Raw genomic sequence first — 21,057 nt, 5'->3', positions numbered from 1 at the left:
CCGACGGTGAGCCGGCTCCCGCACGACGACCTCGGCGAGGCCTGGCGCGCCGCCCGCCCGCGGGCGGCTGCCGTGCACGTGGACCACGCCGCCTGCAGCCGGCAGAGCACCGCGGTGCTCGACGCCGTCGCCCGGCACGCCCGGCACGAGGCCGAGCTCGGCGGCTACGTCGCCGAGCAGGCGGCCGAGGGGTTGCTGCAGCAGGGCCGCTCGGTGCTGGCCGGGCTGGTCGGGATGGCCGCCGCCGACGTGGCCTTCACCGAGAGCGCGTCGGCGGCGGTGCGCACGCTGGTCTCCCGCTGGCGGCTGGCGCCGGGCGCCCGGGTCGGCGTGCTGCCCGGGGAGTACTGGCAGAACATCGCCGCGTTCACCGCCGCCGGGCTGACGCCGGTGGTGCTGCCCGCCGACGCCGTGGGCCGGGCCGACCTGGCCGGCGTCGAACGGGCGCTGCGCGACGACCCGCCGGCGTTCGTGCACGTCACCCTGGTGGCCAGCCACCGCGGCGTCGTCCAGCCCGGGCGGGAGGTCGCCGCACTGTGCCGGGCCGCCGGCGTCCCCCTGGTGCTGGACGTGGCGCAGGCCCTCGGCCACGTCGACTGCGACCTGGGTGCCGACGCGGCCTACGGCACCTCGCGCAAGTGGCTCGCCGGGCCGCGTGGCGTCGGCTTCCTCGTCCTGCGCCCGGCGGTCAGCGCGCTGCTCTCCCCGCTCGTGGGCCCGGAGCTGCACGACGAGGACCGCACCGGGGTCGACCACGCCCGCTGGTACGAGTCGCACGACGCGCACGTGGCCGGCCGGGTCGGTCTGGTGGTGGCCCTGGGCGAGCACCTGGCCGCCGGCCCGCACCGGGCCCGCGAGCGGCTGACCGCGCTGGGCCGCGCCACCCGGGAGCGGCTCGACGGCCGGGGTGGGTGGCAGGTGGCCGAGCCGCTGGACGAGCCGACCGCGATCACCACGCTGCGTCCGCCGCCGGACGTCGACGTCCGGCAGGTGGCCGCCCGGCTGCGCACCGAGCACGGCGTGCTGACGACGGCGGCCGGCCGGGAACGGGCCCCCCGTGAGCTCACCGGCCCGGTGCTCCGGGTCTCCCCCCACCTGGACGCCACCGTCGAGCAGCTGGACCTGCTGGCCACTGCCCTGGCCCGCTGATCCGGGCCGGCTGCATCCAGGACCGGGGGTGGGCGGGAAGTACGAGATGACAGTCCACCCCAACGGAAGGAACGTCACCGTGAACAAGACCCGCCCGATCGCCCTGACCGCCGGCGCCACCGGCGCGTTCGCCCTGCTCTTCGCGGCCACGCCCGCGCTGGCCGACACGCACACCGCGACCCTGTCGGTCCTGCACGCCATCCCGGAGACCCCGGTCGACGTCTACGCCAACGGCGAGCTGCTGATCGACGACTTCCAGCCCGGCACCCTGGCCGGCCCGCTCACGCTGCCCGGCGGCGAGTACGACCTGGCGCTCTACCCGGCCGACGCCGAGGACGCGTCCGGCGACCCGCTGCTGCAGGCGATGGACGTCGCCGTCCCGGCGGGCGCCAACGCCACGGTGGCCGCCCACCTGACCGAGGCCGGCGAGCCCGCCCTCACGCCGTACGTCAACGACACCTCGGCCGTGCCCGCGGGCGAGGGCCGGCTCACCGTGCGCCACGTGGCCTACGCGCCCGCGGTCGACGTGCGGGCCGGTGGCGAGGTCATCATCGACGGCCTGGTCAACCCGAACGAGGAGTCGGTCACCGTGCCGGCGGGTGACGTGTCCGCCGACGTGGTCGTCGCCGGGACCGACACCGTGGCGATCGGCCCGGCCGACCTGACCGTGGCCGAGGGCGCCAACACCATCGTCTACGCGTGGGGTTCGGCTGACGCCGGCTACGCGTTCGCCACCCAGACGGTCCAGGCCGGGGCCTCGGCCCCGTCCGGCGTCCCCGGTGGCTCGGCCGGTCTGGCCGCTGACGAGGGCATGCCGGCTCCGCTGGTCGGCCTGACCGTGGCCGGCCTCGCCGCTGCCGCGTTCGCCGGCCGCAAGTACGCCACCAGCCGGGTCTGACCCGACCGAGAACTGCCGCACCACCGTGTGCAGCCCCGCCGTCGTGTTGGTGCTGGGCCTCGCCCCGGGGATCGGGACACCGGTCACCTGGGCACTGACCCAGCCCAACGCGACGGCGGGCACCACGGTCCGGTCACGACGCTGGCACGCAGATCCGATGAATTCCAGATCCGGATCAGGTGCATCGACGACCGGAGGTGGGCAGGGAGTACGAGACAACAGTGCATTCCAACGGAAGGAACGTCACCGTGAACAAGACCCGCCCGATTGCCCTGACCGCCGGCGCCACCGGCGCGTTCGCCCTGCTCTTCGCGGCCACCCCCGCGCTGGCCGACACGCACACCGCGACCGTCTCGGTCCTGCACGCGATCCCGGAGACCCCGGTCGACGTCTACGCCAACGGTGAAGAGCTCATCTCCGACTTCATGCCCGGCACCCTCGCCGGGCCGCTCACCCTGCCCGGCGGCGAGTACGACCTGACGGTCTACCCGGCCGGCGCCGACCCGGAGTCCGCCGAGGTCGCGATCAGCCTCGACGACGTGGAGATCCCGGCCGGCGCCGACGCCACCGTGGTCGCCCACCTCACCGAGGCCGGCGCCCCGGAGCTCACCCCGTTCGTGAACGACACCTCCGCGGTGCCCGCGGGCGAGGGCCGGCTCACCGTGCGCCACGTGGCCGCGGCGCCCGCCGTCGACGTCCGGGCCGGTGGCGAGGTCATCATCGACGGCCTGGTCAACCCGAACGAGGAGTCGGTGACCGTCCCGGCCGGCGACGTGAGCGCCGACGTGGTCGTCGCCGGGACCGACACCGTGGCGATCGGCCCGGCCGACCTGACCGTGGCCGAGGGCGCCAACACGATCGTCTATGCGTGGGGTTCGGCTGACGCCGGCTACGAGCTCGCCACCCAGACGGTCCAGGCCGGGGCCTCGGCCCCGTCCGGCGTCCCCGGTGGCTCGGCCGGTCTGGCCGCTGACGAGGGCATGCCGGCTCCGCTGGTCGGCCTGACCGTGGCCGGCCTCGCCGCTGCCGCGTTCGCCGGCCGCAAGTACGCCACCAGCCGGGTCTGACCCGACCGAGGACAGGAGCACCACCGTGCGCACCCCCGCCGTCGTCTTGGTGCTGGGCCTCGCCCTGGGGATCGGGACACCGGTCACCTGGGCACTGACCCAGCCCGACGAGGCGACGGGCACCACGGTGGAGCAGGCGATCGACGCGTCCTCGCCCTCGGCGATGGCCCCGGCACCGTCACCGACGGCGGCACCGTCCCCCTCCGGGGCGGTACCGCCGTCGCCGCCTGCACTCGACCTCCCTCCGGTGACCACCCGGGACGCGGCGCCCACCGTGGCTGCACCGGTTGCGGCTCCGGTCCGGCTGAGCCTGCCGGCCCGGGGCGTGGACGCCCCACTGGACCCGGTGGGGGTCTCCCCGGACGGTCAGATGGAACTGCCGGAGGACGTGGACCGGGTCGGCTGGTACCGGTTCGGTCCGGTGCCGGGGGACGACGGCTCGGCGGTGCTCGCCGGGCACGTCGACGACCGGGAGCAGGGGCTGGGCGCCCTGGCCCCGCTGCGCAGCACCGAGGTCGGTGACGTCGTCGTGGTCACCGGCGCGAACGGCGCGGAGACCCGCTGGCAGGTGGTCTCCCGCGAGCTGATCACCAAGCAGGTCCTGCCGCTGGACACGATCTTCGGCCGGGACGGCCCGCCACGGCTGGTGCTGGTCACCTGCGGTGGCCCCTTCATCCCCGAGCTCCGCAGTTATCGCGACAACGTGGTCGTCGTTGCCGAACCGCTCCCATGAGCCTCCTGGCCGTCCGTCGGCCACCACTGGGTACGGTCGCTGACGTGCCCACCACCCAGGGCTCGGTGCAGCAGAGCGCCGAGCCGGACGACACCGAGGTCGCCCGGCGCTTCGTCGACGGCGATGAGCAGGCTCTGGCCTGGGCCTACGAGCGATGGGCGGCGCAGGTGCACGGCATGGCGGTGCGGGCCTTCGGGCCCGGCCCCGACGCCGAGGACGTCACCCAGCAGACGTTCATCTCGGCCTGGACCGGGCGAGCTCGGTACCGCCCCGACCAGGGCGCACTGCCGGCCTGGCTGGTGGGGGTGTGCCGGCACAAGATCGCCGACACCTGGGCCAAACGGGAACGGCAGCGTCGGTCCACCGAGGCGGCCGCGAGCGAGGCCCGCTCAGCACCGACCGCCGGCCCCGGCAGCGAGCTGGCCACCGAGGTGGCCGACCGCGTGCTCCTGCTGGGCGAGTTGAACCGGATCGGCCAGCCACAACGAAGCATCATCGAGCTCGCGTTCTTCGAGGACCTGACCCATGCACAGATCGCGGCACGCACCGGCATCCCGCTGGGCACCGTGAAGAGCCACATCAGACGCACCCTGGAGCGCCTGCGAGACCGATTGGAGGTGGACGGTGCAGCACTGCGATCCTGACGAGCTGGCGCTGGCCGCCCTCGGCGAGCAGCCCGCGCCCGAGTGCGCCGCACACCTGGGCGACTGTGCCGAGTGCGAGCGGGAGGTCGCCTCCCTCCGGCGAAGCGTCGCCGTCCTCGCCGTCCCCGCGCTGGCCACGCCCCGTCAGGCGGTGGCCCCACCCCCTCAGGTGTGGGCAGCCATCGCCGCTGCGACCGGGGTCGCGGTCTCTCCTCGTCCGGCCGAGATCGAGGCCGGTCTGTCACGCGAGGTCCCCATGCCCCGGTCGACTGAGGTCGAAACAGCCGTTCCCGAACCGGCCGGGTCCACCGTCCTGCCCTTCCGCCCGCGGTCGGCTCGAGGGCCGGCGGCCCGGTGGCTGCCGCTGGCCGCTGCCGTGCTCGTGGGTGGCCTCATCGGCGCCGGGGCGGTCGCGGTCACCCAGGACGGTGCCGGCGGCGCCGTGGTGGCCCAGGCAGGGCTCGACCCGCTGCCGGAGCAGGTCGCGTCGGGCACGGCTGAGGTCCGGGAACGTGGCGGAGTCCGCGAGCTGCAGGTAGACCTCGACGTGCCGGCGCTGGACGACGCCTACTACGAGGTGTGGCTGCTGCAGGCCGACGCCCAGCGGATGGTGCCGGTCGGCATCGTCCAGCAGGGCGCGACCGTGCTGCGGCTGCCCGACGGCATCGACCTCGCCGCCTACCCCCTGGTCGACGTCTCGGTCGAGCCGCTCGACGGCGACCCGACGCACTCCGGCGTCTCGGTGGTCCGCGGCGAGCTCGCCACCTGACCCTGGCGCCCGCTCAGCCGAGCGGGGCCTGCATCCGCTGCGACACCCGCCGGTGGACGGCGAGCTGCTCCTCGAGCCCGGGGTGCACGACGGCGCCGTCGGAGACCACGAACCGCCCTGCCACGACCGTGTGCCGCGCGGACACCGGGCCACAGCGCAGCCAGGCCTCCACCGGGTCGGACAGCGCGCCGGCGAACTGCACGCCCTCCAGTGACCAGATCGCGAGGTCACCGCAGGCGCCGATGGACAGCTCGCCGATCTCCCCGGCCCGGCCCAGGCAGGCGGCGCCGCCGCGGGTGGCGATCTCCAGCGCATCCCGGGCCGACATCGCCGCGGCGCCGTGCCGCAGCTTGCCCTGCAGCATCGCGGTGCGGGCCTCCAGCCACAGTGACGCGGAGTCCGCCGACGCCGAGCCGTCGACGCCCAGCCCGACCGGTGCGCCGGCCGCCCGCAGCTCGGTCACCGGCGCCAGACCGCTGCCCAGGATCATGTTCGACGAGGGACAGTGCGCCGCCCCGACCCGGGCCGCACCGAGCCGGCCGACCTCGGCGGCGTCCGGCCAGACCACGTGCGCGAGCCACGTCCGGTCGGTCATCCAGCCGACGTCGGCCAGGTGGTCGACCGGACGCCGGCCGAAGGTCGCCAGGCAGAAGGCGTCCTCGTCCAGGGTCTCGGCGAGGTGGGTGTGCAGCCGGACGTCGAGGGACTCGGCCAGCTCCGCGGTGCGGCGCATCAGGTCGGGGGAGACGCTGAACGGCGAGCAGGGCGCGAGCGCGATCTGGGTCATGGCGGTGGGTGAGGGATCGTGGTGGGCCTGGACCAGCCGCAGCGAGTCGGCCAGGACCTCGTCGTCGTCCTGGACCACCGAGTCCGGCGGCAAGCCGCCGTCCTTGACGGAGAGCGACATCGACCCGCGGGTGGGCGAGAACCGGACGCCGAGCTCGCGGGCCGCGGCCACCTCGGCGGAGATCAGGTCGCCCGCGCCGCGCGGGTGCACGTACAGGTGGTCGGTCGACGTCGTGCCGCCGGAGAGCGCCAGCTCCGCGAGCCCGACGAACGCGCTGACGTGCGCCGCCTCCTCGTCCAGCCGGGCCCACAGCGGGTACAGCGTGACCAGCCACTCGAACAGCCCGCCGGTGAGCGCAGGGGCGTAGGCACGGGTCAGGTTCTGGTACAGGTGGTGGTGGGTGTTCACCAGCCCCGGTGTGACCAGGCAGCCGCGGGCGTCGACCCGCCGGACGGCGGCCGGCTGCGGGTCCCCCGGGCCGCCGAGTCCGCTGACCACGCCGTCGGTGATCGCGACCCACCCCCCGGCGAGCTCGCGGCGGGCGTCGTCGACGGTGGCGATCAGCTCGGCATCGTGCACGAGCAGGTCAGCGGTCTGCACCCCGCGCATCCTGCCGCCCGGACGTGTCCGGCGCGTGTCCGAGCCCACCACCACGGGACCGCCGGACGTGACCCACGTCGCATCGCTCGTCACCACCCCGTGACACGGCCGGGCTACCGTGGCCGTCCCCCCACCGACGAGGAGCCCCATGGACTTCCTGCAACCGGTCACCTGGGCGGAGGCGCTGGAGGCGAAGGCCGCCCATCCCGACGCCGTGCCGATCGCCGGGGGCACCGACGTGATGGTGGGCCTCAACTTCGGCCACCTCCGCCCGGCGCTGCTCCTCGACCTCACCCGGATCGCCGACCTGCGCGACTGGCAGGTCGCCGACGGCGCGGTCCGGCTGGGGGCGGGGGTGAGCTACGCCCGGGTGATCAGCGAGCTCGGTGACCGGCTGCCCGGCCTGGCCATGGCCTCCCGCACCATCGGCTCCCCGCAGATCCGCAACCGCGGCACGGTCGCCGGCAACCTCGCCACCGCCTCACCGGCCGGCGACGCCCACCCGGCGCTGCTGGCCGCCGGGTCCGAGGTCGAGGTGGCGTCGGCCCGGGGGACCCGCCGGATCCCGATCGACGACTTCTACACCGGGGTCAAGCGCACCGCGATGGACGACGATGAGCTGATCGCCGCCGTCCACGTCGCCCCGCCGAGCGGCCCGCAGCAGTACAGCAAGATCGGCACCCGCAACGCGATGGTCATCGCCGTGGCCGCGTTCGGCCTGGCCCTGCACCCCGACCGCCGTGCGGTCGGCACCGGCATCGGCTCGGCCGCGCCGACTCCGCGCCGCGCGCCGGCCGCCGAGGAGTTCCTGGCCGGCGAGCTCGACAGCAGCGGCCTGTGGGAGTCCCGTGCCGAGCTGCCGGAGGCGACGATCGCCCGCTTCGGGGAGCTGGTCGCCGCCGCGGCCGCCCCCATCGACGACGTCCGCGGCAGTGCCCCCTATCGCGTGCACGCGCTGTCCGTGATGGCCCGCCGCGCCCTGAGCTGGGCCTGGGCCGACTACCGCTCCGCGAACCAGGAGGCCTGACATGCGTCTGACCTGCACCGTGAACGGCACCGAGCAGCACGTGGACGACGTCTGGGAGGGCGAGAGCCTGCTCTACGTCCTCCGGGAGCGGATGGGCCTCCCCGGGTCGAAGAACGCCTGCGAGCAGGGCGAGTGCGGCTCCTGCACCGTCTACCTCGACGGCCTGCCGGTCTGCGCCTGTCTGGTCGCCGCGGGCCAGGCCGAGGGCCGGCAGATCGGCACCGTCGAGGGGCTGGCCGGCCCCGAGGCGCTGCACCCGGTGCAGCAGGCCTTCCTCGACGCCGGCGCCGTCCAGTGCGGCTTCTGCACGCCCGGGCTGCTGGTGGCCACGCACGACCTGATCGCCCGGCACGGGCGGCCCAGTGACGCCGAGACCCGCGAGGCGCTGGCCGGCAACCTCTGCCGGTGCACCGGCTACGAGAAGATCCTGGACGCCGTCCGGCTCGCCGCGGACCGGATGGCCGAGCCCGCGGCAGGGGGAGACCGATGAGCACGCCGACCCGCACGCCGACCGGGGCACCGGAGCACCTGACCGGGCCGGGCAGCGGCGGGGTCGGCGACGACGCACAGCGGCCCGACGGCGTCCTCAAGGTCCGCGGCGAGTTCGCCTACGGCAGCGACCTGTGGATGGAGGACATGCTCTGGGGGGTCACCCTGCGCAGCCCCCATCCCTACGCCCGGATCCGCTCGGTCGACACCAGCGCGGCGCTGGCCACCCCCGGCGTCTCCGCCGTGCTGACCTCCGACGACGTGCCCGGCGAGAAGGTCTACGGGCTCGAGCTGGCCGACCAGCCGGTGCTGGCCCTCGACGTCGTCCGCTACCAGGGCGAACCGGTGGCGCTGGTCGCCGCCGACCACCCGGAGACCGCCCGGCTGGCCGCCGCCCGCATCCACGTCGACTACGACGTGCTGGAGCCGGTCACCGACGCGCGCACCGCGCTGGGGCACCCGACCTGGAACCAGGTGCACGACTCCACCGCCGAGGTCACCGAGCTCAGCCGGGAGAGCGCCCACCTGCACCCGGAGGGGAACCTGGTGCGGCACCTGAAGGTCCGCACCGGTGACCCGGCCCCGACCGCGGACGTCGTCGTGGTGGGCGAGTACGAGGTGGGCATGCAGGACCAGGCGTTCCTCGGCCCGGAGGCCGGCCTCGCCGTGCCGGCCGAGGACGGCGGCGTGGAGCTGCACGTCGCCACCCAGTGGCTGCACGTGGACCAGAAGCAGATCTGCTCCGCCCTCGCCCTGCCGCCCGAGCAGGTCCGGCTCACGCTGGCCGGCGTGGGCGGCGCCTTCGGCGGCCGCGAGGACCTGTCGATGCACGTGCACGCCTGCCTGCTGGCCCTGCGCACCGGGCGCCCGGTGAAGATGTCCTACAACCGGGAGGAGTCCTTCTTCGGCCACGTGCACCGGCACCCGGCGACCATGCGCTACGAGCACGGCGCCACCCGGGACGGCGAGCTGGTCTACGTGAAGGCGGCGATCTACTTCGACGGTGGCGCCTACGCCTCCAGCACCCCGGCCGTGGTGGGCAACGGCGGGACGATGGGGATCGGCCCCTACGTCGTCCCCAACGTGCACGTCGACTGCTACGGCGCGTACACGAACAACCCGCCGTGCGGGGCCATGCGCGGGTTCGGGTCGGTGCAGACCGCCTTCGCCTACGAGTCGCAGATGGACGCCCTCGCCGCCGAGCTGGACATGGACCCGGTGGAGCTGCGCTGCCGCAACGCGATGGAGGAGGGGTCGGCCACCCCCACCGGCCAGGTGATCGACAGCCCGGCCCCGGTGGTGGAGCTGCTGCGCCGGCTGGAGGCCATGCCGCTGCCGGCTCGGTCCGGCGACGGCGAGGTCGACCTGCGCGACATGCCCGGCGGGGTCTCCAACACCACCCACGGGGAGGGCGTCCGGCGCGGGGTCGGCTACGCCGTGGCGTACAAGAACGTCGCCTTCTCCGAGGGGTACGACGACCACTCCACCGCCCGGGTGCGCCTGGAGGTCGTCGGCGGCGAACCGACCGCGACCGTGCACACCGCGGCCGCGGAGGTCGGCCAGGGGCTGGTCACCGTCGAGCAGCAGATCGCCCGCACCGAGCTCGGGGTGGAGCGCGTCGTCGTGCACCCCAAGGACACCAGCGTGGGATCGGCCGGCTCGACCTCGGCCTCCCGGCAGACCTACGTCACCGGCGGGGCGGTCAAGGCCGCGTGCGAGAAGGTGCGCGAGCAGCTGGTCGCCCGGGCCGAACGACTGGTGGGACGGACCGTTCCCGACCTCCGGCTGGCCGGTGGTGCCGTGGTGTCCGACAGCGAGGACATCACCGTCCCGCTGGCCGACCTGCTGGGTGACGACGTGCTGGAGGAGACCCTCGAGTGGCGGCACCGCCCCACCGAGGCGATCGACCCGGAGACCGGCCAGGGGTTCGCGCACGTGCAGTACGCCTTCTCCGCACACCGGGCCGTGGTCGACGTCGACACCGAGCTCGGGCTGGTCAAGGTGGTCGAGATGGCCTGCACCCAGGACGTCGGCAAGGCGATCAACCCGCAGGCGGTGGTCGGCCAGATCCAGGGCGGCACCGCGCAGGGGCTGGGGCTGGCGGTGATGGAGGAGATCCTGATCCAGGACGGCAAGGTGCGGAACCCGTCGTTCACCGACTACCTGATCCCGACCATCCTGGACATGCCGCCGATGCGCATCGAGGTCCTCGAGTACGCCGATCCGCACGCCCCCTACGGCCTGCGCGGGGTCGGCGAGGCGCCCAACATCTCCTCCGGCCCCGCGGTGCTCGCCGCCATCCGCGCCGCGACCGGCCTCCCGCTGACCCGGGTGCCGGTGCGGCCGGAGCACATCACGGGCACCTGACCGGACCGACCCCCGTCCTGCGCCCCACGGGCTCGCAACACAATCGTGATGGGTCCGACCGGGATCGCTGGGCACCGCAACCAGTGCAGACCTGTCCCCGGAGGAAGGACCCACCATGCGCACGACCCGATCGCTCACCCTGGTCACCGGCACGGCGGGCGCCCTGGTCCTCGGCACCGGCGCCGCCCCCGCTCTCGCTGCGGAGGCCGATCCCGCGACCGACGTGGCCACCGTGACCGTCCTGCACGCGATCCCGGACGTGCCGGTGGACGTCTACGCCAACGGGGAGGAGCTGATCGCCGACTTCGAGCCGGGGACGCTGACCGACCCGCTCCTCCTGCCGGCCGGCGACTACGACCTGGAGATCTTCCCGGTGGACGCCGACCCGCTGGAGGACGAGCCGACGGCCGAGCTGGCCGACGTGGCGCTCACCCCGGGGCTGGACGCCACCGTGACCGCGTTCCTCGCCGAGGACGGCACCCCGACGCTGATGCCGTTCGTCAACGACGTCTCCGTCGTCCCCGCGGGGCAGTCCCGTCTGGTGGTGCGGCACGTCGCTGCGGCACCGGCGGTCGACGTCCGGGCCGACGGGGTGCCGATCGTGACCGGGCTGGAGAACCCCGACGAGGAGGTCCTCGTCGTCGACCCGGGCGTGGTCAGCGCGGACGCGGTGCTCGCCGGGACCGACACGGTCGCCGTCGACCCGGTCGACCTGGACCTGGCCGAGGGGGCGGTGACGACCGTCTACGCCTACGGCTCCGAGGACGCGGGCTACCAGTTCGCCAGCCAGACCAGCACGGACACCGCATCGGCGCCCACCGGGGTGCCGGGCGGCGAGGCCGGACTGGCCGACGACGAGCTGCCGCTGCCGCTGATCGCGGTCTCGCTGGCCGGGCTCGCGGCGGCCGCCGCGGCGAGTCGTCGCGTGGCGACCAACCGGTCCTGACCGACGGTCTCGGAGGTGCGGGGCTCCGCCGGGCGACCCGGCTGACCCGCCGCCGCGACACGTGGACGGCCCGCCGGAGCCGCTGCGCCGGCGGGCCGTCCACGCGTTCGCGGGCCTACCGGTCAGGCCCGAGCGCGGCCGGAGCCGCCGGCCTCAGGCGGGACCGTCGACCAGCCTGCGGAGGGTGGGTGGGACGTCGCCGGACAGCGGGCGGCCGCCGACCAGCCGGCCCGCCTCGGCCGGGTCGACGCCGAGGGAGCCCAGCACCTCCAGGGCCTGGACGTCGGGCAGCGCGTCGAACCAGCGGCGCCCCAGCGCAGCACGGCCGGCGGCGGTGGGGCGACCCCACAGCCGCAGCCGGGCCATCCCGCCGTCCGGGAAGACGTCGAGCCGGACGCTGCTGACGCCCGTGGCGCCGTCCAGGACGAACCGGTGCCGGGTGTCCGGCTGGAGCCGGGTGCGCGGCAGCAGTTCGACCTCCCCACCGTCGGTGGTGCGGCCGGTGAGCGACGCGGTGCCGGGGGCGTTGCCCAGGAACCACGAGGTGTCCAGCTCGGCGAGGGTGACCACGCCCTCGCAGGCCAGGTCGAGATCGACCCAGTCGTTGCCCGTGCCGCGACGGCGGGCGTTCTCCCAGCCCTCCCCCATCGACCGGGCCGTCCCCCGGCCGATCAGCTGGTGCGGGCTGCCGTAGTGGGCGTTGCTCACGCCGGTGACCCGCCCGCCGTTCTCCAGGGCGGCCAGGTCGAACGGCCCGGCGTCCACCAGCCGCGGGTCCGCGACGACCGTGCCGTGCACCCGCAGCCGGGCCACCCCGCCGTCGGGGTGGATGGACAGCCGCACGTGCGTGTACCGCCGGTCGGACTCCACGGCGAAGGCGTTGGTCGTGTCGCCGGCCAGGTCCGACAGCGGCAGCAGCGGCTGCCAGTCGGCTCGGGTCAGCTCCTCGACCGACGGGTGCCCCTCGACCGCAGCGCCCTCCAGCGAGGCCTGCGGCGGGTAGTTGCCGGTGAAGAACGCGGTGTCGACGACGACCCCGGCCACGATCCCCGGCGCCCCGAGCCGCACGATCGCCCAGTCGTGCCCCGGGCTGCGGCGCCGCCGGGTCTCCCAGCCGTCGTACTCCTTGCCCTTGTGCCCGAACTCGGCACGCGGCACGGCCGGGTGCGGCAGCACGAGGTTCTCCCGGGCGGCGAAGAACTCGTCGTTCGCGGCGACGACGGCGCCACCGAGGTCACGGCGCGCCAGGTCGGGGAAGGCGAGGAAGGCAGGGCCGGGCTGGGCAGGGCCGGGCTGGGCAGGGCCGGTCATCGGGCTCCAGACGGATCGGGGTGGACGCAGGTCACTGTGGCACGGGTGGGGCGCCGGCCCCTCACGCCTGCGTCCGGCTCAGCAGGCGGCCGAGGGGAGCTGCCCCGTCGACCAGCGGCTGCCCGCGCAGCCACGTGCGGCGGACCACCCCGGTGAGCTCCCGCCCCGCGTAGGGCGTCACCGGGTTCCGGTGGTGCAGCTGCGCCACCCGCCACGGCTCGTCCGGCGCGAAGGCCACCAGGTCGGCGTCCTTGCCCACGGCGATCGCGCCCTTGCCGGTCAGCCCGGTGAGCTGTGCCGGCGCGGCCGACATCCACCGGACGACGTCGGCCAGCCCGAACCCGCGGGCCCGGGCGCCGCTCCACACCACCGGCAGGGTCACCTGCAGCCCGGCGATCCCGCCCCAGGCGAGCGCGAAGTCGCCGACGTCCAGCCGCTTGAGCTCCGGCGTGCACGGCGAGTGGTCGCTGACCACCAGGTCGACGTCCCCGTCGGCCAGCGCCTGCCACAGCGCCTCCCGGTGCCCGGCCTCCCGGATGGGCGGGCAGCACTTGAAGGACGTGTCGCCGTCGGGCACCTCCTCGGCGCTGAACGTCAGGTAGTGCGGGCAGGTCTCGACCGTGATCTGCACCCCCTCCGCCCGGGCGGCCCGCAGCATCGGCAGCGCCCCGGCGTCGGCCAGGTGGACGACGTGCACCCGGGCGCCGGTGTCCCGGGCGGCGGCGATGAGCCGGCCGATCGCGGTCTCCTCCGCCGCACCCGGCCGCGAGGCGAGGAAGTCGGCGTAGCTCCGCCCGCCGGGCTGCGGGGCGGCGGTGATCACGTCGTCGTCCTCGCAGTGCGCGATGAGCAGCCCGTCGACCGCGGCCAGCTCGGTGAGCGCGGCCCGGAGGCCGGCGTCGTCCAGCGGGGGGAACTCCGGGACACCGGAGTCCAGCAGGAAGCACTTCACGCCGACGGCACCGGCGGCGAGCAGCTGCCGGAGCTGGTCGGCGTTGCCGGGCACGGCACCACCCCAGAAGGCGACGTCCACGCTGACCTGGCCCTCGGCGACCGCGCGTTTCACGTGCAACGCCGGGACGTCGACCGTGGGCGGGATCGAGTTCAGCGGCATGTCGACGATCGTGGTGATCCCGCCGGCCGCCGCCGCCCGGGTCGCCGAGGCGAACCCCTCCCACTCCGTGCGGCCGGGCTCGTTGACGTGCACGTGGCTGTCGACCAGCCCGGGCAGCAGCACCTCGTCGTCGGCGAGGGTGACCACCTGGTCGCCGACCTCGTCGAACCCGGTGACGGCGGTGACGACGCCGTCCTGCACGTGCACCGCGGCCGGCCGCTCCCCGTCGGGCAGCACCATCCGCCGGGCCCGGACGACGAACGCCCCGCTCACCGCGCCACCTCCACCAGCTCGTCGACCGGCCGCGGCGTCACCGACGCCAACCGGCTCACCGCCTCGTGCAGCTCGTCGCCCCACGCCGTCCCCACCCAACCGCCGGGCAGCGGGAGCCGGACGGCGTCGACCCCGGTCGCCACCTCGGACTGCGGGCCACCGATCCAGACCGTGGAGACGTAGGCCCGCGGCGCGACCGGCGGCAGCCAGGCGGGCGCGCCGGGGCCGAGCCCGATCGTGGTGTGCACCAGCGGGCGGCCGTCCCGCTCGACGCGGGTGGTGCCGGTCCAGCGCCCCGGCTCCTCGCCCACCCGGCCGAGCAGCACCTGCTCGGTGGCGGTCAGCTCGGCGTCGTCGGACAGCTGGACGTGCAGCTCGGCCCGGTGGTCGGCCCGCGCGGTGACCACCGTCGGCTCCGGCGCCAGGTGCAGCACGCCGGCGACCTCGGCGTGCACGACCTGCCGCGACGGCGGGGACTCCCCCCGGGCGGCCAGCACGACGGCCGCGGCGACCGAGTGCACGGCGAGCCGGGCGCCGGCCTCCACCACGAGCCTGATCTCCACGTCGTCCCCGCCCAGCGGGCCGAACGCCGTCGCGACCAGGTGCACCGCCTCCGGCCCGGTGCGCCGCACGGCCAGCTGGCCGCTGGCGCGCACGACCGGCAGGACCGTGCGCCCGCGCGCATCGCAGCGGGCGACCACCTCGACCAGTGTCCTCACGACGCCGTCTGCAACGCCTTCGCGCGCACCTGCTCCCGCACCCACTCGGCCACCTCGGTCGCCGCCGGGTCCTCGCGCAGCGAGATGAGCAGCGTGGGCTTGTCGCCCCGCACCGCGTCGGAGTCGCGGCGCATCACCCCGAGGTCGGCGCCGACCAGCGGCGCGAGGTCGGTCTTGTTGACCACCAGCAGGTCCGAGGCGGTCACCCCGGGACCGCCCTTGCGCGGCACCTTGTCCCCGCCGGCGACGTCGACCACGAACACCTGGACGTCGACCAGCCCGTAGCTGAACGAGGCGGTCAGGTTGTCCCCGCCCGACTCGACGAACACCAGCTCCAGCCCCGGGTGCCGGGACTCCAGCAGCTCGACGGCGTCGAGATTGGCGGTGATGTCGTCGCGGATCGCGGTGTGCGGGCAGCACCCGGTCTGCACCGCCTCGATGCGGTCGTCGGGCAGCACGGCGTTGCGGCGGAGGAAGTCGGCGTCCTCGGTCGTGTAGATGTCGTTGGTGACGACGGCGAGGTCGTACTCGGCGCCCAGCGTGCGGCAGAGCGCGGCGGCCAGGGCGGTCTTGCCCGAGCCGACCGGGCCGCCGAGGCCGACCCGCAGGGGCCCGCCGTGCCGGTGCTCGGGTGCGTAGGGGTCGACGTAGTCGTCGATCCGGTGGTCAGGCGGCATGTGCACTCCCGGTCATGAGGCGAAGAAGCGGTCCGTGCGTGCGGCGTGCAGTTCGGCCAGCAGGTCGAGGAGCGGGTCGGTGGCGGCCGGCAGGTCCTCGACGGAGGCCTCGGCGACCTCGTCCACCTCGGGGGCCAGCCGGGCGGTCACCGCGGCCACGGTGATCGGGTCCATCGCCAGCAAGCGCTGCGCGGCGGTGGCCGGCCCGCTGATCGACAGGTACGCGGCGGCGTGCGCGGCGTCCCGCGGGGTCAGCCCGCCGGTCGCCGCGGCGACCCCGAGCGCCAGCGGGTGGTGCGGCTGCGCCGGTAGCGCCGCCCAGGCCGGGTGCGGCCAGGCGCGGCTGCCGACCCGGACCAGCCCCCGGCCCTGCTGCCGGGAGGCGGCCCGCAGCGCCGGGGAGGGGGTGCGGGCGTCGGCCTCGGCGTCCAGCGCGGCCAGGGGCGCCACCGGGTCGGTGGCGTCCACCGCCCGGCAGGCCGCCGCGGCCAGCCCGGCGGCGACCGCGCCCGAGGTGGCCAGCCGCCGGCGCAGGAAGACCGCCAGCGAGCCCGGGTCGGTGAGCACCCCGGCCGCGATGGCCTGCTCCACGCCCCCGGAATGGATGTGACCTCCGGCGGGCAGCCGGGAGTCGGCGAGGGTGAGCAGCGCGGCGGTCATCGGGAGCCGGCCATCAGAAGAGGAAGTACCGCTGGGCCATCGGGAGCTCCCGCACCGGGTCGGGTTCCCAGACCTCGCCGTCGACCGAGACCGTGAAGGTGTCCGGATCGACGAGGATCTCCGGCAGCGCGGTGTTCTCCGGCATGTCCGCCTTCCCCAGCAGGGTGGTGTCGGTGACCGCGACCAGCCGCCGGTCGACGGCCAGCCGGTCGGCCAGCCCACCCTCGATCGCGGCCGGGGCGACGAAGTGCACCGAGGTCTGCGCCGGCACCCGGCCGTACGCCCCGAACATCGGCCGCGGCAGCACCGGCTGCGGGGTCGGGATCGAGGCGTTGGCGTCGCCCATCTGACCCCAGGCGATCATCCCGCCCTTGAGGACGACGTGCGGCCGGACGCCGAAGGTCCCCGGGTCCCAGAGCACCAGGTCGGCGAGCTTGCCCGGCTCCACCGACCCCACCTCGCCGTCGATGCCGTGCGCGACCGCAGGGCAGATCGTGTACTTGGCGACGTACCGGCGGGCCCGCAGGTTGTCCGCGGCCCCGTCGCCGGCCAGCGACCCGCGGCGGCGCTTCATCACGTGCGCGGTCTGCCAGGTCCGCATCACGACCTCACCGACCCGGCCCATCGCCTGGGCGTCGGAACCGATCATCGAGATCGCACCCAGGTCGTGCAGCAGGTCCTCGGCGGCGATCGTCGTGGGTCGGATCCGGCTCTCGGCGAAGGCCAGGTCCTCGGGCACCGAGCTGTCCAGGTGGTGGCAGACCATGAGCATGTCGAGGTGCTCGTCGAGGGTGTTCACCGTGTGCGGCCGGGTCGGGTTCGTGCTGCTGGGCAGCACGTTCGAGTGCCCGGCGACGGTGATGATGTCCGGTGCGTGCCCGCCCCCGGCGCCCTCGGTGTGGTACGCGTGGATGCTCCGGCCGGCGATCGCGGCCAGGGTGTCCTCGACGAAGCCGGCCTCGTTCAGGGTGTCCGAGTGCAGGGCGACCGGGACGCCGTTGCGCCCGGCCACGGTGAGCGCGGCGTCGATCGCGGCCGGCGTGGAGCCCCAGTCCTCGTGCAGCTTGAACCCGCTGGCCCCGGCCCGCAGCTGTTCCTCCAGCGAGTCGACGGAGACGGTGTTGCCCTTGCCGAGCAGGGCGACGTTGACGGGCATCCCGTCCATCGCCTCGAGCATCCGGGCCAGGTACCAGTCGCCCGGGGTGATGGTGGTGGCCTTGGAGCCCTCAGCCGGCCCGGTGCCGCCGCCGATCATCGTGGTGATGCCCGAGCCGATCGCCGTCGGCACGATCTGGGGACAGATGAAGTGCACGTGGCAGTCGATGCCGCCCGCGGTGAGGATCTTGCCGTTGCCGGCCAGCACCTCCGTGCCGGGACCGATGACCAGGTCGGGGTGGACGCCGTCCATCGTGTCCGGGTTGCCGGCCTTGCCCAGCGCGACGATCCGGCCGTCGCGGACGCCGACGTCGGCCTTGACGACCCCCCAGTGGTCCAGCACGACCGCGCCGGTGATCACCAGGTCGGGGGCACCCTCGGCGCGGGTGGCCCGGCCCTGCCCCATCGACTCGCGGATCACCTTGCCGCCGCCGAACACCGCCTCCTCACCGGCCAGCCCCGGGCCACCGCAGCGGTCCTCGGTGACCTCGATGAGCAGGTCGGTGTCGGCCAGCCGGATCCGGTCGCCGACGGTCGGGCCGTAGAGCTGGGCGTAGCGCTCCCGGGACAGCTGCACCATCAGGCCAGCCCACCTTCCGCAGTGAGCCCGGGGACGACGCGGGCGCCGGCCAGCGGGACGAGGGCGACGGTGCGCTGGATGCCGGGCTCGAACCGGACGGCCGTGCCGGCGGCGATGTCCAGCCGGTGACCGTGCGCCGCCTCGCGGTCGAACGCCAGCGCGTGGTTGGCCTGGGCGAAGTGGAAGTGCGAGCCGACCTGGACCGGCCGGTCGCCGGTGTTGTGCACCGCCAGCTCGACCCGCGGCACGCCGGGCAGGGTCTCGATGACGCCCTCGGCGGTGATGACCTCGCCGGGGATCACGAGATCGGGTGGTGGACCGTGACCAGCTTCGTCCCGTCCGGGAAGGTCGCCTCCACCTGCACCTCCTCCAGCAGTTCGGGGACGCCGTCCATCACGTCGTCCCGGGTGAGCACGGTGCGCCCGGACTGCATGAGGTCGGTGACGAGCTCGCCGTCCCGGGCGCCCTCGAGCACGTGGTCGGTGACGATCGCGGTCGCCTCAGGGAGGTTGAGCTTCAGGCCCCGGGCCTGACGGCGGCGGGCGAGCTCGGCGGCGTAGCTGAGCATCAACCGCTCCTGCTCGTGCGGGGACAGCAACACGGGCGTCGTCCTCCTGACGTCGGCGGGCCGGCGGAGTCAGGAACCTAACCGGCCCGTGTGTCGGCCACGTTGCGGGGACTTGTGCGGCTCGTGCGGACGGTCCTATGGTCCATTACATGAGTAGTGAACCCACGAGCTCGTCGGGGCGTGGGCCCGGGTGAACGAGGACGCCGGCCCGATCTTCCGGCAGATCGCGACGCAGCTGGAGGACGCGATCGTCGACGGCTCCCTCCCCGAGGAGAGCCAGGCCCCCTCGTCCAACGAGCTGGCCGCATTCCACCGCATCAACCCCGCCACCGCAGCCAAGGGCCTGAACCAGCTGGTGGCCGACGGGGTCCTCTACAAGAGACGAGGAGTCGGGATGTTCGTCGCCACCGGCGCCCGCGAGCAGCTGCTCAAGCGGCGCCGCAGCGAGTTCGCCGAGCAGTACCTCACGCCCCTGCTGGCCGAGGCCGACAAGGTCGGCATCAGCATCGCCGAGATCGCCCAGATGCTGCGCGAGCGGGGAGGCCGGTCGTGACCGCCGCCGCCACGCTGGAAGGGGTCACGATGCGCTTCCGTGGTCACACGGCGTTGACCGATGTCACCACCTCCGTGGAGGCGGACACGATCACCGGCCTGCTCGGCCGGAACGGCGCCGGCAAGACCACCCTGATGCAGCTGCTCACGGGCCACCGGGTGCCCACGGCAGGTCGGGTCCAGGTGCTCGGTGCCGCACCGTACGAGAACGACGCCGTGCTGAGCCGGCTCTGCTTCATCAAGGAGGGCCAGCGGTACCCCGACCACTTCCGGGTCTGCGACGCCGTCTCGGCAGCCGCACGGCTCTACCCGCAGTGGGACCAGCCGCTCGCCGACCAGTTGCTCGCCGACTTCGACCTGCCCCGGAAGCGGCCGATCAAGAAGCTGTCCCGCGGGATGAACTCGGCCGTCGGCATCGTCCTGGGCCTGGCCTCGCGAGCGCCGGTCACGCTGCTCGACGAGCCGTACCTGGGACTGGACGCCGTCGCGCGCCAGCTCTTCTACGACCGCCTGCTCGCCGACTACGCCGAGCATCCCCGCACGATCGTGCTCTCCACGCACCTGATCGAGGAGATCAGCGACCTCCTCGAGCACGTGCTTCTCATCGACCGCGGCCGGATCCTGCTCGACGCCGATGCGGAGACGCTCCGCGGCTCCGCCGTGACGGTGACCGGTCCGGCTCGCCAGGTCGCCACCTTCGGGTCGGCCCACGACCTGCTGACCACCGAGTCACTCGCCGGCCAGTCCCGCGCACTGGTCCGCGTCAGGACGGCGACGGGACACCAGGAGGCCATCGCCCTGGGGCTCAGTGTGGAGTCCAGCTCGCTGCAACAGCTCGTCGTCGGCATGAGCCTGTCCGCCGGCCGGAACACCCACGTCCCCACCGACCGGAACGTCCTCCAGGGAGCTCCACGATGAACCGCATCGTCAGCGCCGCGCGCCTCCAGGCGGCACACCCGCTCGTCTCGCTCGGCGTGCCGTGGATGGTCGTCGGGATCTCCTTCGCGATCAACCTGGCCATCTGGGGGCTGGCGGACCTCGACGCCCATCCCGGCAACTCCTCGAACACCGGCGGGATCGCCTCGCTGTACATCACCGTCCTGGTCGTCTTCGCCCAACTGGTCACGCAGGTCTTCCCCTTCGCCATGGGCTTGAGCCTGAGCAGGCGCGCTTACTACCTGGGGACTGCCGTGGCGGCGCTGCTGCAGTCGCTGGCCTTCGCCTTCGCCCTCACGGTGCTCACCGCCGTCGAGAACGCCACCAACGGTTGGGGGGTCGGTCTGGACTTCTGGGCCCCCGGAGCGATCGATGTGGGCAACCCCGCCCTGCAGGTCGCCGTCTTCGCCCTGCCCATGCTCGCCGCGTGCTTCCTGGGCATCGGCATCGGTGTCGTGTTCAAGCGTTGGGGCGCCATGGGCATCTACGTGCTGGTGCTCGCGACGCTCGTGGTCATCGGCGCCGGCGTCGTCCTGATGACCTGGCAGCGAGCCTGGGGGGATCTGTGGAGTTGGCTCACCGGCTGGTCGGTGGAGACGGCGACCCTCGGCCTGCCGGCCGTGCTCGCGATCGCGCTCGCCGCACTCACCTACCTGGGGCTCCGCCGCGCTGTCCCGTGACGGCGGGGCACCCCGTAGGGCCCGACGGCCGGCCGCACCCGCGCGCCGGCCGTCTGGCCCACTTCCGCAGGTGACGCAACTGCCCGCCTGTCGCGCCGACACCCAGATCGGGGCCATTCAGCGCGACTCCGCACACCGCCCGCGAGTCCCGTGGGACGGCGAGCCTGCCTGACGCCAGCCGCCCCAGGGACATGTCCCCGGCGACGGCATGCTGTCGATCCCGTACTGGTCCGTAAATGCAGAACGGGGTCACAGCCGTAGCTGTGACCCCGTTCTGGGAGTTATGTCCGGCGGCGTCCTACTCTCCCACCCGGTCCCCCGGGCAGTACCATCGGCGCTGAAAGGCTTAGCTTCCG

Annotated in this window: 22 protein-coding genes and 1 rRNA gene; 13 read left to right on the top strand and 10 right to left on the bottom strand. The window is 74.4% G+C overall.

The window, feature by feature from the left end; genetic code table 11:
- Positions 1-6: 6 nt before the first annotated feature.
- The 6 genes from egtE to O2W16_RS13415 all read left to right on the top strand — a co-directional run bounded on the left by egtE (position 7) and on the right by O2W16_RS13415 (position 5,260).
- Complete coding sequence (egtE, locus tag O2W16_RS13440) at positions 7-1,149, top strand: ergothioneine biosynthesis PLP-dependent enzyme EgtE (protein WP_269159315.1); 1,143 nt, start codon at positions 7-9, stop codon at positions 1,147-1,149.
- A 79-nt stretch (positions 1,150-1,228) separates the two neighbouring features.
- Complete coding sequence (locus O2W16_RS13435; RefSeq protein WP_269159314.1) at positions 1,229-2,047, top strand: DUF4397 domain-containing protein; 819 nt, start codon at positions 1,229-1,231, stop codon at positions 2,045-2,047.
- Between the two features lie 248 nt (positions 2,048-2,295).
- Positions 2,296-3,114, top strand: coding sequence for a DUF4397 domain-containing protein (locus O2W16_RS13430; protein WP_269159313.1), 819 nt, complete (start codon positions 2,296-2,298; stop codon positions 3,112-3,114).
- A 25-nt stretch (positions 3,115-3,139) separates the two neighbouring features.
- Positions 3,140-3,847 (top strand): class F sortase, encoded by a 708-nt coding sequence (locus O2W16_RS13425; RefSeq protein WP_269159312.1) that lies wholly within the window; start codon positions 3,140-3,142, stop codon positions 3,845-3,847.
- A gap of 44 nt (positions 3,848-3,891) precedes the next feature.
- The gene (locus O2W16_RS13420) at positions 3,892-4,491 is read left to right on the top strand and encodes an RNA polymerase sigma factor (RefSeq protein ID WP_269159311.1); all 600 of its coding nucleotides are present in this window, start codon (positions 3,892-3,894) and stop codon (positions 4,489-4,491) included.
- A complete protein-coding gene (locus O2W16_RS13415; protein ID WP_269159310.1) occupies positions 4,472-5,260 on the top strand; it encodes an anti-sigma factor in 789 nt (262 codons plus the stop codon). Before O2W16_RS13420 ends, O2W16_RS13415 begins: the two co-directional genes overlap by 20 nt.
- A 13-nt stretch (positions 5,261-5,273) precedes the next feature.
- Here O2W16_RS13415 and O2W16_RS13410 read toward each other — a convergent pair whose 3' ends face one another.
- Complete coding sequence (locus O2W16_RS13410; RefSeq protein ID WP_269159309.1) at positions 5,274-6,647, bottom strand: 8-oxoguanine deaminase; 1,374 nt, start codon at positions 6,645-6,647, stop codon at positions 5,274-5,276.
- Positions 6,648-6,795: 148 nt separating this feature from the next.
- Between O2W16_RS13410 and O2W16_RS13405 the strand changes: the two genes are divergently transcribed.
- The 4 genes from O2W16_RS13405 to O2W16_RS13390 all read left to right on the top strand — a co-directional run bounded on the left by O2W16_RS13405 (position 6,796) and on the right by O2W16_RS13390 (position 11,476).
- Positions 6,796-7,674, top strand: coding sequence for an FAD binding domain-containing protein (locus tag O2W16_RS13405; protein ID WP_269159308.1), 879 nt, complete (start codon positions 6,796-6,798; stop codon positions 7,672-7,674).
- A 1-nt stretch (position 7,675) separates the two neighbouring features.
- Complete coding sequence (locus O2W16_RS13400) at positions 7,676-8,164, top strand: (2Fe-2S)-binding protein (RefSeq protein WP_269159307.1); 489 nt, start codon at positions 7,676-7,678, stop codon at positions 8,162-8,164.
- Positions 8,161-10,530, top strand: coding sequence for a xanthine dehydrogenase subunit D (gene pucD, locus O2W16_RS13395; protein ID WP_269159306.1), 2,370 nt, complete (start codon positions 8,161-8,163; stop codon positions 10,528-10,530). Before O2W16_RS13400 ends, pucD begins: the two co-directional genes overlap by 4 nt.
- A gap of 115 nt (positions 10,531-10,645) precedes the next feature.
- Positions 10,646-11,476, top strand: a complete 831-nt coding sequence (locus O2W16_RS13390; protein ID WP_269159305.1) for a DUF4397 domain-containing protein — start codon at positions 10,646-10,648, stop codon at positions 11,474-11,476.
- A gap of 153 nt (positions 11,477-11,629) precedes the next feature.
- Here O2W16_RS13390 and alc read toward each other — a convergent pair whose 3' ends face one another.
- The 8 genes from alc to O2W16_RS13350 form a co-directional block, all read right to left on the bottom strand.
- Positions 11,630-12,787: an allantoicase gene (gene alc / locus O2W16_RS13385; RefSeq protein WP_269159304.1), complete on the bottom strand. Its 1,158-nt coding sequence runs from the start codon at positions 12,785-12,787 to the stop codon at positions 11,630-11,632.
- A gap of 61 nt (positions 12,788-12,848) precedes the next feature.
- Positions 12,849-14,174 carry an allantoinase AllB gene (allB, locus tag O2W16_RS13380; protein ID WP_269159303.1) on the bottom strand — a complete coding sequence of 442 codons (1,326 nt, stop codon included), beginning with the start codon at positions 14,172-14,174 and terminating at the stop codon, positions 12,849-12,851.
- Entirely contained in the window at positions 14,171-14,893 is a 723-nt protein-coding gene (locus tag O2W16_RS13375; protein ID WP_269159302.1) for an urease accessory protein UreD, read from the bottom strand. The genes allB and O2W16_RS13375 overlap by 4 nt, the downstream gene beginning before the upstream one ends.
- On the bottom strand, positions 14,890-15,570 hold the full coding sequence (ureG, locus tag O2W16_RS13370) for an urease accessory protein UreG (RefSeq protein WP_269159301.1): 681 nt from the start codon (positions 15,568-15,570) through the stop codon (positions 14,890-14,892). The genes O2W16_RS13375 and ureG overlap by 4 nt, the downstream gene beginning before the upstream one ends.
- 12 nt (positions 15,571-15,582) lie before the next feature.
- Positions 15,583-16,230, bottom strand: coding sequence for an urease accessory protein UreF (locus O2W16_RS13365; RefSeq protein ID WP_269159300.1), 648 nt, complete (start codon positions 16,228-16,230; stop codon positions 15,583-15,585).
- A 13-nt stretch (positions 16,231-16,243) separates the two neighbouring features.
- The gene (locus O2W16_RS13360; RefSeq protein ID WP_269159299.1) at positions 16,244-17,965 is read right to left on the bottom strand and encodes an urease subunit alpha; all 1,722 of its coding nucleotides are present in this window, start codon (positions 17,963-17,965) and stop codon (positions 16,244-16,246) included.
- Positions 17,965-18,267, bottom strand: a complete 303-nt coding sequence (locus O2W16_RS13355) for an urease subunit beta (RefSeq protein ID WP_269159298.1) — start codon at positions 18,265-18,267, stop codon at positions 17,965-17,967. Before O2W16_RS13355 ends, O2W16_RS13360 begins: the two co-directional genes overlap by 1 nt.
- Positions 18,264-18,566: an urease subunit gamma gene (locus O2W16_RS13350; RefSeq protein WP_269159297.1), complete on the bottom strand. Its 303-nt coding sequence runs from the start codon at positions 18,564-18,566 to the stop codon at positions 18,264-18,266. Before O2W16_RS13350 ends, O2W16_RS13355 begins: the two co-directional genes overlap by 4 nt.
- 157 nt (positions 18,567-18,723) lie before the next feature.
- Between O2W16_RS13350 and O2W16_RS13345 the strand changes: the two genes are divergently transcribed.
- The 3 genes from O2W16_RS13345 to O2W16_RS13335 are packed head-to-tail and all read left to right on the top strand — an operon-like array spanning position 18,724 to position 20,701.
- Positions 18,724-19,086: a GntR family transcriptional regulator gene (locus O2W16_RS13345; RefSeq protein ID WP_269159296.1), complete on the top strand. Its 363-nt coding sequence runs from the start codon at positions 18,724-18,726 to the stop codon at positions 19,084-19,086.
- Complete coding sequence (locus O2W16_RS13340) at positions 19,083-20,003, top strand: ABC transporter ATP-binding protein (RefSeq protein WP_269159295.1); 921 nt, start codon at positions 19,083-19,085, stop codon at positions 20,001-20,003. Before O2W16_RS13345 ends, O2W16_RS13340 begins: the two co-directional genes overlap by 4 nt.
- On the top strand, positions 20,000-20,701 hold the full coding sequence (locus tag O2W16_RS13335) for a hypothetical protein (protein ID WP_269159294.1): 702 nt from the start codon (positions 20,000-20,002) through the stop codon (positions 20,699-20,701). Before O2W16_RS13340 ends, O2W16_RS13335 begins: the two co-directional genes overlap by 4 nt.
- A gap of 285 nt (positions 20,702-20,986) precedes the next feature.
- Here the strand turns inward: O2W16_RS13335 and rrf are convergent.
- A 5S ribosomal RNA gene (gene rrf, locus O2W16_RS21690) occupies positions 20,987-21,057 on the bottom strand; the annotation flags it as partial.

The sequence above is a fragment of the Modestobacter sp. VKM Ac-2984 genome, assembly GCF_026967985.1.
Taxonomy (GTDB): Bacteria; Actinomycetota; Actinomycetes; order Mycobacteriales; family Geodermatophilaceae; genus Modestobacter.
Note: the sequence above shows the minus strand (reverse complement) of the source record. Positions and strands in the feature narration are given on the sequence as shown.